This is a genomic window from Saccharothrix sp. NRRL B-16314 (assembly GCF_000716595.1).
In the GTDB taxonomy this organism is placed as follows: Bacteria; Actinomycetota; Actinomycetes; order Mycobacteriales; family Pseudonocardiaceae; genus Actinosynnema.
In genome coordinates, this window is sequence record NZ_JNXC01000040.1 from 166,953 (window position 1) to 184,022 (window position 17,070).

5 protein-coding genes are annotated in these 17,070 nt (G+C 71.5%); 3 read left to right on the forward strand and 2 right to left on the reverse strand.

The window, feature by feature from the left end:
* Nucleotides 1-172: 172 nt before the first annotated feature.
* The gene (locus tag OQ02_RS35785; RefSeq protein ID WP_081916179.1) at nucleotides 173-9,097 is read left to right on the forward strand and encodes a SpvB/TcaC N-terminal domain-containing protein; all 8,925 of its coding nucleotides are present in this window, start codon (nucleotides 173-175) and stop codon (nucleotides 9,095-9,097) included.
* On the forward strand, nucleotides 9,039-9,581 hold the full coding sequence (locus tag OQ02_RS35790) for an SMI1/KNR4 family protein (RefSeq protein WP_231500370.1): 543 nt from the start codon (nucleotides 9,039-9,041) through the stop codon (nucleotides 9,579-9,581). Before OQ02_RS35785 ends, OQ02_RS35790 begins: the two co-directional genes overlap by 59 nt.
* A gap of 66 nt (nucleotides 9,582-9,647) precedes the next feature.
* Here the strand turns inward: OQ02_RS35790 and OQ02_RS35795 are convergent, their stop codons facing one another.
* On the reverse strand, nucleotides 9,648-11,501 hold the full coding sequence (locus OQ02_RS35795) for an N-acetylmuramoyl-L-alanine amidase (protein WP_081916184.1): 1,854 nt from the start codon (nucleotides 11,499-11,501) through the stop codon (nucleotides 9,648-9,650).
* 175 nt (nucleotides 11,502-11,676) lie between these two features.
* A complete protein-coding gene (locus tag OQ02_RS35800) occupies nucleotides 11,677-12,699 on the reverse strand; it encodes an LLM class flavin-dependent oxidoreductase (RefSeq protein WP_033443089.1) in 1,023 nt (340 codons plus the stop codon).
* Nucleotides 12,700-12,866: 167 nt separating this feature from the next.
* On the opposite strand from OQ02_RS35800, the gene OQ02_RS40435 reads away from it, so the two are divergent.
* Nucleotides 12,867-17,021: a WD40 repeat domain-containing protein gene (locus OQ02_RS40435; RefSeq protein WP_156077512.1), complete on the forward strand. Its 4,155-nt coding sequence runs from the start codon at nucleotides 12,867-12,869 to the stop codon at nucleotides 17,019-17,021.
* Nucleotides 17,022-17,070 lie beyond the last annotated feature (49 nt).

Sequence of the window (17,070 nt, forward strand, 5' to 3'; positions counted from 1 at the left end):
ACCTCCTGGAGCAGCCGGCTCGCGGCGCCGGTCTACGCCCCCGTGACGTTCGGACGAGCGACGCGGTGTGTCGCTAGACCAGGTGAGTGACAGACGGGTGCCGACGTAACGAGCGGGATGCCGTTCCCCGAACAGGCTAGGGAAGACCGCCGCCTGATGAGGGGGACACCGCATGTTCGCTCGCGCCGGGTTACGCCGCAGACCGAGACCCAGGGGACGCGCCGGGGTAGCCCTCCTCGCCGTCCTCGCCCTGATCGGCATCGGGTTGACGCCACCCGAGCTGTTCAGGCCGGTCCGCCCGACCTCGGCGGGCGACGGCTCGGTGACCGCGCCGGACCACCCCGAAGGTGCCGCGTTCAACCCCAACCAGCTCAAGGGCATCAAGGCCGCCGACCCGACGAGCGGGGTCAACCTCGTCTCCGCGCCCAGCCCGAACAACATGGGCGACGCCCGGCTGTCGTACCCGCTGGAGGTGCCGCCGGGCCGGGCGGGGATGCAGCCGCAGCTCGGCGTCCAGTACAACTCCGCCGGCGGCAACGGCTGGACCGGTGTCGGCTGGGACCTCGCCCAGGCCGCGATCACCCTCGACACCCGCTGGGGCGTGCCGCGCTACCACGCCGGCCTGGAAACCGAGACCTACCTGCTCAACGGCGAGCAGCTCACCCCCGTCGCGCACCGCGGCGAGCTCCAGGCGCGCACCGCCGAGAAGGTGTTCCACACCCGCGTCGAGGGACGGTTCGACAAGATCGTCCGGCACGGCGACCACCCCACCAACTACTGGTGGGAGGTCGTGGACCGGGAGGGCACGCGGTCGGTCTTCGGCGGCGACCAGACGTCCACGCTGGCCGACGCGTCCGGCAACATCGCCACCTGGGCGCTGCGCGAGACCCGTGACACCAACGACAACTTCGTGCGCTACCACAGCGTCCGCGTCGAGGACGCCGGTGTCGCGGGCGGATCGGTGCCGGGCGCCAACCTGTACCCCGCGAAGATTACCTACACCGGGCACGGCGACACCGAGGGCCGCTACTCGGTCACCTTCACCCGTGACCGCGACCGGGGCGAACCGCGCCGCGGCGACGTGCAGATCGAGGCCCGCTCCGGGTTCAAGCGGGTCACCGCCGACCTGTTGCGGCGGGTCGAGGTGAAGGTGGACGACACCCTGGTCCGCGCCTACGAGCTGGAGTACCGCCAGGGCGCGTTCGCGAAGACGCTGCTCGGCTCGGTCAGCCAGTTCGACGCGAACAACACCCGCTTCAACACCCACACGTTCGACTACTTCGACGACATCCGCGACGCCTCCGGCGGGTACGACGCGTTCGACGCGGCGGGCAACTGGGCCGTCGCCGACGACGACCTGGGCGTGAACGTCCGCGACGGCGAGGCCAGTGCGCTCTCGGCGACCACGTCGACGAGCGCGGGCGGTCACCTGTACGTCGGCTACAACCCGACCTCGGTGAGCAAGTCGAACTCCGCGGGCGTCAAGGTCGGCTACAACTCCGGCTCCTCCGACGGCCTGCTCGCGCTCGCCGACGTCAACGGCGACAACCTGCCCGACAAGGTGTTCCGCTCCGGCGGTGGCGTGTTCTACCGCCCCAACGAGTCGGGCCCGGACGGGCAGACCAGGTTCGGTGACACCCCGATCCGCCTGACGAACCTGCCGGGCATCTCCACCGAGAAGACCCGGTCCGGCACCGTCGGCATCGAGTCCTACTTCGGCGTGGCGGCACAGCTGGACTACGTCTCCACGACCACCACGTCCGACCGCTACTTCACCGACGTCAACGGCGACGGCATCACCGACCTGGTGAACAACGGCGGCGTCCTGTTCGGCCACCTCGACGCCGACGGCCGGCCCGCCTACAGCGCAGACAGCGGCGACACCGGCGTCCCCGTGGGCGACGGCACCGCGTCCGGCACGATCGTCGGCGACCAGACCGCCGAGTTCGAGCGCCAGGTCGACGCGTTCCCGCTGCTGGACGGCGTGCGCCGCTGGGTGGCGCCGTTCGACGGCACGGTCCGCGTGGACGGCCGCGTGAAGCTGGTGCAGGACACGAGCCCTGAACGGCAGGCGTACCGCTCGGCGGACGGCGTCCGGGTGGCCGTCCAGCACCAGGACACCGAGCTGTGGTCGCAGCGCATCGGCCCGGACGACTACATCGAGTTCGCGCCGACGGGCACCGAAGACATCGCCGTGCGCAAGGGCGAGGCGCTGTTCTTCCGCGTGCAGTCCGTGCTCGACGGCCGCTACGACACGGTCGCGTGGGACCCGAAGGTCACCTACACCGGCGTCCCGGCGAGCACCGACGTCAACGGCCTGGCCAACGACACCTACCTCGCGTCCCGCGACTTCACGCTCGGCGGTCGTCCGTCGGTCGTCGTCGCGCCGCTGACCGGCACGCTGCACCTGTCCGGTGACGTCACCAAGTCCGGTCCCACGACGGACGACGTGACGGTCGTGGTTACCCGCAACGGGTCCGACGTCTACAGCCACACGCTGGCACGCGGCAGTGCCGGCACCGCATCGATCGACCTGGACATCCCGGTCACCGCGGAGGACACCCTGTCCTGGCGGCTGAAGGTCGACTCGCCGGTCGACGCCGGGACGCTGCGCTGGGTGCCGCGCGCCCATTACACGGCGGCGCAGGGCGTCGACTCGGTGGTGGACGGCGACGGCAACCCGACGCTGGTCATCCACCCGCCGTACGACCTGGACATGTACCCGGTGTCCACGCTGACCGCACCGCAGGCGTCGTACACGGCGACGCAGGGCGGCACCGTCACCGTCGAACCGGCGCTGACCTTCGACTTCGCAGGTCAGGCCACGGACACCCGGGTCGTCTTCACGGTCAAGAAGCGCGGCGAGCTGCTGGCCAAGCGGGTGATCGACGTGGTGGACGGACAGGTGCCCGACCCGGCGTCGCTGCGCATCACCGCCGAGGTCGCCCAGGGCGACGAGCTGTTCTTCGACTTCGCCACCCTCGACACCGCCCTGCCGGCGCGGTTGACGGGCCAGTCGGCGTCCCTCTCCTACGACGGCACGAACTTCACCGCCGTGCCCAGCGCCCTGCACGCCTCCGCCGAGCAGGGTGCGTTCGCGCAGCCGTACCGGGGCTGGGGCACCGTGGGCTACCAGGGCAACCGCGACCGGGCGACCAGGCCGATCAGCCGCGGAGACCTCGTCCTGGACGAGAGCTACCGCGACGAGCTGCCCGACGGCCCGACCGAGGACGACGTACCGGGCTTCACGGAGAACCCGCAGGTCAAGCAGCCGAGGGTGGTGGTGTTCGCACCGCTTCCCGCGCAGGACCGCTGGGCCGGCGCGGACGACAACACCTGGGTGTCGCGTGACGCCGCGGCCGGTTCGCGCCTCGGTCTGGACACCATCGACGTGGTCACCGACGGCGACGTCGCGGGTGCCGCGGCCGTGTCCCGGCGCGGGCGCACGCAGCAGATCTCGACCACCTTCGGTGCGAGCATCCCCGGCGTCCCGATCGGCGGCGGCGCGAGCGTCGCGAAGGGCCGCACCACCGGGCAGCTCGACTTCCTCGACCTCAACGGCGACCGGTTCCCCGACGTCGTCGGCTCGGCGGGCGTGCAGTACTCCGACATGACCGGCGGCCTCGGCGACACCAGGGGCAGCGTCGGCGACGCGGTGCGCGAGTCCGACTCGCTGGCCTACGGCGTGAACGCCAACGCGGGCAGCCCGGCCCGGACCAGCGGCAACGGTCGCGGCGAGGCGGCGCCCTCGGGCAACCGCAACGCCAACAGCGCCAAGTCCGGCCCGGAGATGCCCGCGCTCGGCATCGGCGGCAACGTCGGCGGCGGCGAGTCCGACACCGGCCACGACCTGATCGACATCAACGGCGACGGCCTGCCGGACAAGGTGTTCGACAACGGCGACGCCGCGCTGAACCTCGGCTACTCGTTCGCGGCGCGCGAGCCGTGGCCGGGCGGCCCGGTCAACGACGGCAAGACCACCAGCGCCGGCGTGAACCTGGGCTTCAACACCAACTACTACGGCTTCGCGGGCGGTGTGTCGGCGGCGGTCGGCTCGTCGGTCACCAGCGCCACGCTCCTGGACGTCAACGGCGACGGCCTGGCCGATCGCGTGTTCGCCAACGGCGACAACCCCGTCGGCGTCGCGGTCAACACCGGCAACGGGTTCGGCCCGCCGACCCCGTTCCGCGGCAGCGCGGGCGACATCGGCAAGGACGAGAACGCCACCCTCGGCGGCGGCGTGTACTTCACGTTCGGGTTCTGCTTCTTCTTCGGCTGCCTGGTCTTCAACCCCGGCGCCGACGTCTCCACCGGCATCGGCCGCGCCGAGGTGGCGCTGCGCGACGTCAACGGCGACGGGTACGCCGACCACGTCCGCTCCACCCGTGACGACGAGCTCGTGGTGGCGGCCAACAAGACCGGGCGCACGAACCTGCTGCGCACCGTGTCCCGGCCGCTGGGCGCGCGGATCGACCTGGACTACACCCGGTCCGGCAACACGCAGGACCAGCCCGACTCGAAGTGGGTGCTCTCCCGGTCCTCCGTGCACGACGGGCACCCCGGCGACGGCCAGGACGTGCAGCTGTCCACGTTCCGCTACGAGGCGGGCAAGTACGACCGGCTGGAGCGCGAGTTCCTCGGCTACGGCAAGGTCGTCGCCGAGCAGCGCGACGCGGGCGCGGGTGACGCCCTGCTCCGGGCGCTGACCAGCGAGTACCGCACGGACACGTACTACCTGCGCGGGCTGATGACCCGGTCCGCGACCGCGGACCCGTCGGGCGGTCTGTTCCAGGAGACGGTCAACACCTACCGGTTGCGCGACGTGGCCACCGGCGGCGACGCGAACCCGAAGGCGACGGCGGCGAGGGTCTTCCCGCTGCTGGCCCGCGTGGACAAGCACTACCACGAGGGCCAGGCGAACCCGGGCAAGTCCACCTACACCGAGATGTCGTACGACGAGCACGGCAACCTCGTGCGGTCGTTCGACGCCGCCGACACCGGCCCGGGTGACGACGTGGAGGCCGAGTTCGGCTACACGTCCTCGACCCAGGCGTGCCGCGACCGCAACATCGTCGGCGTCGCGAACCTCGTCCGGGAGCACGGCACCAGCCCGCGCACCCTGATGCGCCATCGTGAGTCCACAGTGGACTGCGCGACCGGTGACGTGCTGTCGGTGCGCGAGGTCCTGCCCGACGGCACGGCCGCGGTCAGCGACCTGACCTACCACGACAACGGCAACCTGCGCACCATCACCGGACCGGCCAACAAGAACGGGCAGCGCTACCGGCAGGAGTACGGCTACGACACGGTCGTCGGCGTGCACGTCGAGTCCATCAAGGACAGCTTCGGCTACGAGTCGTCGGCCACGCACGACCTGCGGTTCGGCCTGCCCGACCTCACCGTCGACGAGAACCACCAGTCGCTGCGCATGTCCTACGACAGCGTCGGTCGCGTGGACGAGGTGGTCGGGCCGTACGAGATCGGCTCCGGGCGGGCCACGATCGACTTCGAGTACCACCCGGAGGCGGTCGTCCCGTACGCGGTCACCCGGCACCTCGACTGCACCGCGACCGGCGTGCGCGACGACACGATCGACACCGTCCAGTTCGCCGACGGGCTCGCCCGACCGGTGCAGAGCAAGCAGGACGGGTCCGTCGCCGACGTCGCGGGCAGCGCGCCCGCGGACGTGATGGTGGTGTCCGGTCGGGTCACGTTCGACCCGCTGGGCCGGGTCGTCGAGCAGTACTACCCGGTGACCGAGCCGAAGGGCGCGGGCGCCACGGCGTTCAACGCGGCCTACGACGCGGTGGCCCCCACCAGGCTGAGCTACGACGTGGTGGACCGCAGCGTCAAGTCCGTGCTGCCGGACGGCACGTCCAACCAGCTGGCCTACGGCTTCGGCGCCGACCGCTCCGGCGAGACCCGGTTCCGGACCACGGCCACCGACGCCAACGGCAAGGAGCGCCGCACCTACACCGACGTGCGGGTGCTGACCACCGCCGTGCAGGAGTTCAACGCCGGCACGGCGATCTGGACCAGCTACGGCTACGACCCGATGGGCCAGCTCACCGGCGTCGTGGACGACAAGGGCAACACGACCAGGGCCGAGTACGACAACTTCGGCCGCCGCACCGTCGTGGACAGCCCCGATTCCGGCCGCACCGAGACCCGGTACGACCTGGCGGGCAACAAGACCGCGAAGATCACGGCCAAGCTGCGGGCGGCGGGCAAGGCCGTCGAGTACGACTACGAGTACAACCGGCTCGCCGGCATCCGGTACCCGGTGTTCTCCGGCAACAACGTCACCTACACCTACGGCGGGCCGGGCGCGCCGGACAACGGCGCGGACCGAGTGGTGGCCGTACGCGACGCGGCGGGCACCGTGACCCGCAAGTACGGCGCCCTGGGCGAGAAGACGAGCGAGACCCGCACGGTCACCGCGCTCACCACACCGGCGCGGACCTACACCACCGGGTACCGGTACGACTCGTTCAACCGGGTGCTCGACATGACCTACCCCGACGGCGAGGTGCTCACCTACGAGTACGACTCCGGCGGCCAGGTCACCCGCGCCACCGGGCGCAAGGCCGGGTTCGACTACCCGTACCTGGCGCGGCTCGACTACGACAAGTTCGGCCAGCGGCTGTTGCAGGAGACCGGGACGGGCGTGCGCACCACGTTCGCCTACGACCCGGCCGACCGGCAGCTGAGCAACCTGAAGTCGAAGCTGGCCGACGGGCACCAGTTCCAGGACATCAGCTACGAGTACGACAACGTGGGCAACGTCCTGTCGCTCACCAACACCGTGCCGCTGCCGCACGGCAAGCCGATCGGCGGGCCGAGCAGGCAGACCTACGGCTACGACGACCTGTACCGGGTCACGGCGGCCACCGGCGAGTACCGGAACAAGGACAACAAGCTCGACCGGTACTCGATGGCCCTCGGCTACGACTCCGTCCACAACCTGACGGCCAAGAGCCAGCGGCACGAGATCCTGGTGCAGTCCGGCTCCACGTCCACCCAGTCGGAGCCGGCGCCGACGACGCTGACGGACGAGCCGGTCACCGACCCCACGACCGGTGAGCCCCTGCCGCCGCTCGGGCCGATCGAGCCCGAGGACGAGCAGGTCTCGGAGACCGAGCCCGCACCGTCCACGCAGCCCGCGTACGAGCCGGTCGCCTACTCGGTGCAGTCCACGACGACCGCGCAGGAGCAGAAGAAGACCACCTACGACTACAACTACGCCTACAACAGCGGCAAGCCGCACGCGCCCAGCGCCGTCGGACCGGTCAACGAGTCCTACGACGCCAACGGCAACCTGGTCGACTCCGTCAACACCCTGCCGCCCGCGCCGGGCAAGCGGCGGCAGCTCGTGTGGGACGAGGAGAACAGGCTCGCCTGCAACCAGGACCACAGCCGCAACAAGACCGTCGCCCAGCACCCGGACGCGTGCACCAGCCCGCAGCAGCCGGCGACCGTGCGGTACGCGTACGACGACGAGGGCAACCGGGTCGTCAAGAACGCCGGACCGCAGCACATCTATCCCAACCGGGCGTTCAGCGAGCGCAACGGCACGGCGTTCAAGCACGTGTTCGTCGGTGACACCCGGATCGCCACGAAGACGGTCAAGACCGACTCCACCTACGAGAACCACCACTTCTTCTTCCACGCCGACCACCTCGGCTCGTCGGGGTACGTCACCGACGAGCACGGCAACCTGACCGAGCACACCGAGTACTTCGCGTTCGGCGAGCCGTGGGTGCAGGAGCACCCGGCGCAGCCGACGCCGGTCCCGTTCCTGTACGGGTCCAAGGAGCTGGACGAGGAGACCGGCTTCTACTACTACGGCGCCCGCTACTACAACCCGCGCACGCAGGTCTGGCAGAGCCCGGACCCGATCATCGAGTCCTACCTCGACGGTGGACCCGCCGGCGGCGTGCACCGGCCGGTCAACCTCGCGGCCTACACGTACGCCCACAACAACCCGCTGAAGTTCACCGACCCCGACGGTCGGTACGTGGAGAGCGCGTGGGACGCCATCAGCCTGGGCATCGGCGTGGCGAGCTTCGTGCAGAACGTCCGCGAGGGCAACGGGTGGGGCGCGGCGCTGGACGCCGTCGGCATCGTCGCGGACGGCGCGGCGCTGGTGCTGCCCGTCGTGCCTGGCGGTGCGGGCGCCCTGATCAAGGCCGGTCGCGCGGCCGAGAAGGGCGTGGAGGTGGTCCGGGCCGCCGACCGGGCGCGGGACGCGGAACGGGCCGTCGAAGGCGCCCGCACCACGGCCCGTGCCACGGACAAGGGCGGTGACGCGGCCAAGGCGGCGGGCAACACGTCGGTGCCCTGCGCGGTGCCCAACAGCTTCACGCCGGAGACACCGGTGCTGATGGCCGACGGCACGCGGAAGCCGATCAGCGAGGTCGAGGTCGGCGACCTGGTGCTGGCCACCGACCCGGAGACGGGCGTGGTCGAGGCCCGGCCGGTGACCGACCTGATCGTCGGCAACGGCTCGAAGGACCTGGTCGAGATCACCGTCGACACAGGTTCGGGCAAGGGCACGGTCATCGCCACCGACGGTCACCCGTTCTGGGCGGCCGACCTCGGGTCGTGGGTCGACGCGAAGGACATCCGGGTCGACACGTTGCTGCGCACCGGCAGCGGCACCTACGTCCAGGTGACCGCGGTCAGGGCGTGGACGCAACCGCAGCGGGTGCACAACCTGACCGTCGACGGACTGCACACGTACCACGTGGCGGCGGGTGCGGTCGACGTCCTGGTGCACAACTGCGGTGGTCCGGTCATCCGCAACAAGCACCTGGCCGGCGGGAAGCACCCGAAGACCGGCGTCCCGTTCGACAAGAACGGGTTCCCGGACTTCTCCAAGTGGCGCCACCCGAAGGTCCCGGACGTGCGGATCAAGCTGACCGGCAACCGGAAGGTGGACGAGCGGCTGGCGAACGAGGCGGCCGGGTTGAAGAACACACCGTCCGACTACACCTGGCACCACCACCAGGACAATGGTCTGATGCAGTTGATCCGCCGTGACGTCCACGCCGCCACGGGCCACACGGGAGGGCACGCTGCCAAGCTGCACGAGTGAGCAGTTCTTCGAGGAGGACCCGTACTACACGGGTCCTCCTCTGACCGACGAGATGGTCCGCGCGGCCGAGGCCCACCTGGGCGTCCGGCTCCCGCGGACCTACCTCGCGTTGTTGGCGCAGCGCAACGGCGGCACACCGCGCCGCCGTTGCCTGCGCACGCCGTTCCCGACGTCGTGGGCGCCGGACCACTTCGAGATCCGCGGCCTGCGCGGCCTCGGCGGCGCCTGGGGCATCGATTCGGAGGACCTGGGCAGCCGGTACCTGGTGGGGGAGTGGTGCTACCCGGACATCGGTGTGGTCGTCTGCGACACCCCGTCGGGAGGACACGACACCGTGATGCTCGACTACTCCGAGTGCGGCCCGACCGGCGAGCCCGCGGTGGCCTACGTCGACGAGGACCGCGTGCCACGCCGGGTCGCCGCCACGTTCGAGCAGTTCATCGCCGCGCTGGAGGACCGCGCCGGACTGACCGCGCCGGACTGACCGCGCCGGACTGACCGCGCCGGACCCCGCGCCCCATCGGCGCGGGGTCCGGATTGCGGCGGTCGGCTACCGCGCGGACGGGCGGACGTCCACGTCGTCGGCGTTCACGAACGCCACGCGGTGCCCGAACTGGATCTGGTAGTACCTCGTCTGCCCGCGCACCACGGTGTGGTTCGCCGGGTCGTAGGTCACCGCCCGGTAGTACTCGGACGGCGTCACCAGGCCGACGGCGTAGGACTGCCCGGCCGGCAGCGAGTACTGGAGCGGCGTCACGGCCTGCACCGGGATGTCCGCCGGGTACGCCGCCGCCTCCGGGTACGCCCGGCCGTACACCGGCACGCTCGCGCGACCCGGCTTCGGCGTCGCCACGAACCCGACCGACCACACCGCGTCCGACGCGCGGAACCAGCCCTTCTGGCCCAGGTACCACACCGCGACCCACTCGCCGAGCCGCTCGGCGATCGCGTACGTCTGGCCGGTCTCCGCACGAGCCGAGATGTCGGAGATGCGCATCGTGCCCGGTGCGCCGTCCGGGTGCAGCGCGATGTCCGTCACCAGCGGCGCGGTGTCGGAGGGGGCCGTGCGCAGCACCACCGTGCCGGACCCGTGCGGCTCGCACGGCACGCCGGCGGTGACGCAGCCGGTGAACGCGGGCTTGTTGCCGGCGTAGTCGGGGTTGATCGTCACGAGCCCGGTGCGCGGCGTGCCCGTCGACCGGAACGGCGCCCGCAGCAGGTCGAAGTAGTGCGCCCAGTCCCAGTAGGGGCCCGGGTCCCAGTGCATCCCGCGCACGGTCGACGGCACGGTTCCCGGCACGTTGTCGTGCCCGATGACGTGGTGCCGGTCCAGCGGGATGTCGTACTTGTCCGCCAGGTACCGCACGAGCTTGGCCGAGGACCGGTACAGCGCCTCGGTGTACCAGGCGCCGTTGGCGGCGAAGCCCTCGTGCTCCAGCCCGATCGACTTGGAGTTGACGTACCAGTTGCCGGCCTGCCACGCGACGTCCTTGGCCTTCACGTGCTGCGCGACGTGCCCGTCGGCCGACCGCAGCGTGTACTGCCAGCTGACGTACTGCGGGTCCTGCACGAGCCGCAGCGTCGTGGCGTAGCTGCCCTCGGTGTCGTGGATGACGATGTAGTCGATCTTCTGGCTCTCCGGCCGGTTCGCCTTGTCGTGGTTGCCGTAATCGCCGTCGCCGAACTCGGCGTACGGCGCGGGGATCCACTCGCACCCGAGGTCGGCCGGGCACTCGGTCTCACCGGAGTCCGTCGCGCGCAGCCCGAGGCCGGCGAGCTGCCCGGTGTCCGGGGTGGTGGCGGTGGCGGGCAGCCGGACGTGCTGACCGTCGTCGGTCACCCGCGCCGCGCCCTCGTTGATCGTCTTGAAGACCTCGTCGGCGAACGTGCGGGCCGCGCCGGTGTCCTGCGCCCCGCTGTACCGGGCGACGGCGCCGTACCAGTCGGCCGGTTCGTCGCCGGTCACACCGAGGTCGCGCTGGTAGCTCGCGAGCAGCGCGGCGCCGCCCCGGATGTTCTGCGCGGGGTCGGACCGCAGGGTCGCGGCGTCCGTCCCGGTCAGCCCGGCGGCCACGGCCGCGGTGCGCAGCGCCGGCGCGGACAGGTCCTGCTCGCCGGCCTCGGGCAGCAGTTCCGGCCGCGCGGAATCGCCGCGCGGGTCCTCCGTGCCGTCGTCGTGGTGGGTGCCGCCTTCGTTCGCGGCCACGACGTCGGTCAGGTGCATCGGCCCGTAGCCGGCGCTGGTGCTCGGCAGGCCGGCGTTCACGTCCCACCGGGATTGCAGGTAGGACACGCCGAGCAGCACGGACTCCGGCACGCCGAACTCGTGCGCGGCAGCCGCGTAGACCTCCTGCCGCCCGGCCGGCGACGCGGCGTCGTGCGGGGAAGCCCCCGCGGTCGACATGCCTGCGGCGACGCCGGCCACGACGGCGGCGGTGAGGAAGGTGCGGGATGTCGATCTCGACACGACGGCCTCCTGGGCAGACGACTCCAGGGGTGCCACTCTCCCGCCGGCCACGCGGCTGGTCAATACTTGACGTTCAATAGGCGTAGTTGGTGAGTTGTTGCCCGTCGTCCGGTCAGCGCCAGCCGAGGGCGGGTGCGATGTGGGTGAGGATGCTCTCGAGCACGTGCGCGTTGTAGTCGACGCCGAGCTGGTTGGGCACGGTCAGCAGCAGCGTGTCGGCCTCGGCGATGGCCTCGTCCCCGGCCAGCTGCTCGATCAGCACGTCGGGTTCGGCGGCGTACGTGCGGCCGAAGACCGCCCTGGTGTCGGCGTCGATGTAGCCGATCTTGTCGGTGCTGTCGCCGTCGTCGCCGAAGTAGGCGTGGTCGAGGTCCGAGGTGAGCGCGAAGATGCTCCGCGAGACCGAGACGCGCGGCTCGCGCTGCCAACCGGCTTCCGCCCACGCCTTGCGGAACGCCCGGATCTGCTCGGCCTGCTGGACGTGGAACGGCGCGCCGCCCTCGTCGTTCTTCAACGTCGAGCTCATCAGGTGCATGCCCTGCTGCGCCGCCCAGACCGCGGTGGCGTTGGAGCCCGCGCCCCACCAGATCCGCTCGCGCAGCCCCGGCGAGTGCGGCTCGACGCGCAGCAGCCCCGGCGGGTTGGGGAACATCGGGCGCGGGTTGGGCTGGGCGAAGCCCTTGCCCTCCAGCACGGTCAGCAGCACCTCGGCGTGCTTGCGGGCCATGTCGGCGTCCGTTTCGCCCTCACTGGGCTGGTAGCCGAAGTACCGCCACCCGTCGACCACCTGCTCTGGTGATCCCCGGGAGATGCCGAGCTGGAGCCTGCCGCCGGCGATGAGGTCCGCGGCGCCGGCGTCCTCGGCCATGTACATCGGGTTCTCGTAGCGCATGTCGATCACGCCGGTGCCGATCTCGATGCGTTCGGTCCTGGCGCCGATCGCGGCGAGCAGCGGGAACGGCGCGGTCAGCTGCCGCGCGAAGTGGTGCACCCGGAAGTAGGCGCCGTCCACGCCCAGCTCCTCGGCGGCCACGGCGAGGTCGACGGCCTGCAGCAGCGCGTCCGACGCCGTCCTGGTCAGCGAGTGCGGCCCGTCGGACCAGTGCCCGAACGACAGGAATCCGATTTTCTTCACACCCCGTGGAACGCGGCGTCCCGCTGATTGATTCCTCAACCACTTTGCCCGGTGCGGCGGGGCGGGCGAGCGGGTCGTCCGCAAAACTGCGGGTCACCGTCGGTGGTGTGATGTGATCGTTAGCGGCACCCGCGTGCGCGGCGTCGGCCTGCGGCGATGTAGCGGTTGTGATCACGTCAGGGAACGGGGAAGCGGGCGAGCCGGCAGTCGAGCCGGGGGGATCCGAGGCGCGGCGGCGAGCCAAGCGCGGTGTGCGGGACTGGGTGCGCTCGGCGGGGCGGACCACCGGGCGCGGGGTGCGGAAGGTCACGCCGTACGGCATCTACGCCTTCCTCACGGCCGCCGCGGTGGCTCCGCTGGCGGGAACCGCGATGGGTGTGACAGGTGAGTTCGTGGGGCCGCTCGGTGACCTGCTGGGCGGCATGGGCGGGAACCACCTGGCCGACGTCATGGGCAACACCGCGCGCTCGCTGCGCAACCGCGAGGGGGAGGTGACCGAGGAACGCCTGCGGCAGGTGCTGGGGGAGGAGTTGACGACCGCACTGGAGCGCGGTGACGCCCACTCCGACCGGCTGCTCGAAGACATGGGCCGGGTGCTGGTGGCCGTGCAGGGCGTCGGAGTCGCACTGGGCGAGTCCGAAGTGCACGCCAAGGCCCTGCACCAGGAGCTGATGCTGGCGATCGCCGAGTTCCGGGACTTCCGCTGGGTGGTCGACGACCTGCGCGCCGATGTGCACGCCTCGACGCGCACGATCGCGGACATGGCGCACGAACTGGCCGCCACGCGCAGCGAACAGCGCACCCAGTCCAGGGTGACCCATCGCGCGCTGGTCGCCATCACCAAGCTGCGCCGAGCCCTCCTCCAGCCACCGGACGAGGCGCCGAGCCCCGCCGCCGGCCCTTGCCCGTACCCCGGGCTGGTGAGCTTCGGTCCAGCGGAGACGCGGTGGTTCCACGGCAGGGAAGCCGCCGTCGCCGAGTTGACCACCACGCTGTTCGAACGGCTCGACACCGGCGTGCCCCTCGTCATCGTCGCCGCGTCCGGGGCGGGCAAGTCGTCGCTCGTGCACGCCGGCCTCCTGCCCGCCCTCGCCGCCGGAGCCCTGCCGGTGGAGGGCTCGGAGCGGTGGCCCAGGGTGGTCATGCGACCCGGACCCCACCCGTTGCGCGAACTCGCGGCACGCGTAGGGGCCGTCGCGGGCGTGCCCTCGCCCGACCTGGCACGTCAACTGCGCACGGCGCCCGAGGACTTCGGCGCCCTCGCACGGCAAGCCGCGCTGGCGCACGGCTCCTCGTCGCGTCTCGTGGTCGTCGTCGACCAGTTCGAAGAGGTCTTCACCCAGTGCGCCGACCCCGCGGAGCGGGCCGCGTTCGTGACGGCGCTGGCCGACGCCGCACCCGCCGTCGTGGTCATCGCGGTGCGCGCGGACTTCTACGAGCAGTGCACGCGCCTCGAAGCGCTGTCCGCGGCGTTGTCCGAGCAGTTCGTGCTCGGTCCGATGAGCGCGGCGGAGCTGGAGCAGGTGATCGCGGAACCCGCCCGGCAGACCGGTCTGCGGGTGGAACCGGGGTTGGTCGACCGGCTGGTCGCCGACCTGGGCGCTCGCGGTGACGCCGACTACTCGGCCGGAGCGCTGCCGCTGCTCGCTCACGCGCTCCAAGCCACGTGGCAGAACCGGGTCGGCGACACGCTCACCACGGCGGGCTACCTGGCCACCGGCGGGATCGGTCACTCGGTGGCCGCCACCGCGGAGACCGTCTACGCCACCCTCGGGGAGTCCGAGCGGCGGGCGCTGCGGTCGGTCATGCTCCGCCTGGTGACGGTCGGCGAGGACCACGGCGCGGTGCGGCGCAGGGTGGACCGCCGGGAACTCCCGGGCGGTGTCCTGGAACCGTGGGTGAGAGCGCGCCTGGTGACGGTCGACGAGGACACCGTGCAGATCAGCCACGAAGCCTTGCTCGCCGCGTGGCCGCGGTTGCGCGACTGGGTGGTCGAGGACCGGCAGGGGCTGCTGGTCCGCAGGCAGCTGGACGACGCCGTCCGCTACTGGCTGGCCAACCAGCGCTCCGGCGACGACGTGCTGCGAGGAGGGCGGCTCGCCTCGGTCCAGGCGTGGGCGCAGGACCGGGACGACCTGAGCGCGGCCGAGCACGAGTTCCTCGCCGCGAGCAACCGCGCCCAGCAGAAGGCGACCCGTCGACTACGCGTCCTGGTCGCGGGCTTGGCGGTGGGCCTCGTGGCGGCTCTCGGCGGTGCTGGGGCGACGTGGGCGGCCCGGGTGGACGTCGAGCACGAGCGCCAAGCCGCGCTGTCCCGCCAACTCGCCGCGGAGTCGCAGTTGTCGCGGGACGCGGACCCTCGCGGGGCGATGCTCCGCGCGCTGCGCGCCTGGCGTGCGAGCCCCACCGACGAGGCCGGCGACGCGCTCGTCTCCGCATCCATGCCCACGCCGCCCATCACCGAGAAGTTCGGCGACGTCGCGCACAGCGTCGACCTCAGCCACGACGGCGAGCTCATGGCCGTCGGCCACTCCGACAACGAGATCGCACTGTGGGACATCAGCGATCACCGCGCGCTCCCGGTCACCTTCGAGGGGCACGGGGGAGAGGTGGACGAGGTGCGCTTCTCCCCGGACGACTCGATGCTCGCCACCGCGTCGACGGAAGTCGAGGGCGTGCGGATCTGGAGCGTGCCGGACGGTGAACCCGTCGCCACCCTGCCGGGCGCCTCACAGGTCGCCTGGCGTCCCGACGGTGACGCGATCGCCAGTGTCGAGATCCGCGGCGACGCATTCGGCGTGACCGTCTGGCACCCGCGAACCGGGCAGCGCGTCCTGGAGCTGCCCACCGCCGAGCCCGTGGTGACCGACGTCCGGTTCGACCCGACCGGCGACCGGCTCGCGGTGGGGCGCGATGACGGCACCTTCGAACTCTGGGACCTCACGACGCGGACGCTGCTCGTCGCGGGTGGCGAGCCCGGTGCCCTCATGGCGACCATCGCCGTCTCCGGCGAGCTGATGGCGACCGCCGCCCGGGTGGGAGCCGAACTGCGGTTGTGGGACGTCCGGACGGGCGCGCTCGTCGGGAGCGTCACCGGTCCGCTGGGGCAGGAGCGCGGCATCAACCACATGGCCTTCACCACCGACGGCCGGCAGTTGGTCACCGCTGACGCCGGCACCATCACCACGTGGGACGTCCACGCACGCCGGCATGTGGAGGACCTGCCCATGCTGACCGTGCACATCGTGGCCTTGGCGGTGTCCGACGAAGGCGGGCCGATGGCGGTCGCCACGGCCGGCGGCGACGTCGTGCGGTGGGAGCGCGAAACCCATTGGCTCGACGGGCTGACGGACATCGCCAACACGGTGTCCTTCAACCCGGCCAACGGTGAGGTGGCGGGCGTGTTCGGCGACGGCATGGTGCGGACCTGGAACACGACGACCGGTGCGGCGGTGGAATCGACGTCCCTCGGCGCCACCGGCTGGCTGGTGCGCCACGGAACCGACGGCACCAAGGTCACCGCCACCCGCGCCGGCTCCGTCACGCTGACACCTCCGTCCGGGGGCACGCCCCGGGTGCTCCCACCGCGAGGCGGACGGCGAGTGCTGGACGAAGTAGTGCTGTCACCGGACGGCGGCACGATCGTCATCACGTACTTGCCGACCCCGACCGGGATCGTCGAGGACGTCAGCCACCAAGTGCTCGTGCTGAACTCGGAGGACCTGACCGAACGAGCGCTGCTCGACCTCGGCGACCGCTCCGTCCAGGATCTCGTCTTCTCGCCCGACGGCGATCGGCTCCTGGCCCTCACCTCCACGATCAGCCCCATCCCCGGCGAGCCGGACGACGCGCTGATGATGTGGACGACGGAGGACTTCTCGGTCGAGCGCACCGTTGCGCTGTCCGACGACCTCGTCACGATGGACGTCACGCCCGACGGTCGTTCCCTGCTCACCGCCGGGAAAACCGCCCGCATCGAGGTGCGTGACGCGAACACCGGGGAAGTCCTGCGGGAGTTCGGCGAGCACACCTCCACGTTGCGCACGATCGCCGTCTCGCCGGACGGTGCCACCGTTGCCACCGGCACGGTCGCGGACCCGGTGCTGCGGTTGTGGGACGTGCGCAGCGGCACTTTGAAGGGCCGCTACACCGGGCATCGGCCGGAGGCGCTCAACGAAGTCGCCTTCTCACCCGACGGTCAGCTGGTGGCCAGCGCCGGGGTCGACGGCAGGATCGGCTTGTGGCCGACGAACGCCCACGCCGCCATCACCCGCATCTGCACGACGCTGTCCCGCCCGCAGCCGCCCGAAGAATGCCGCTGACCGCGCGACACCGGCACCGGCACCGACACCGACGATGGCGATGGCGATG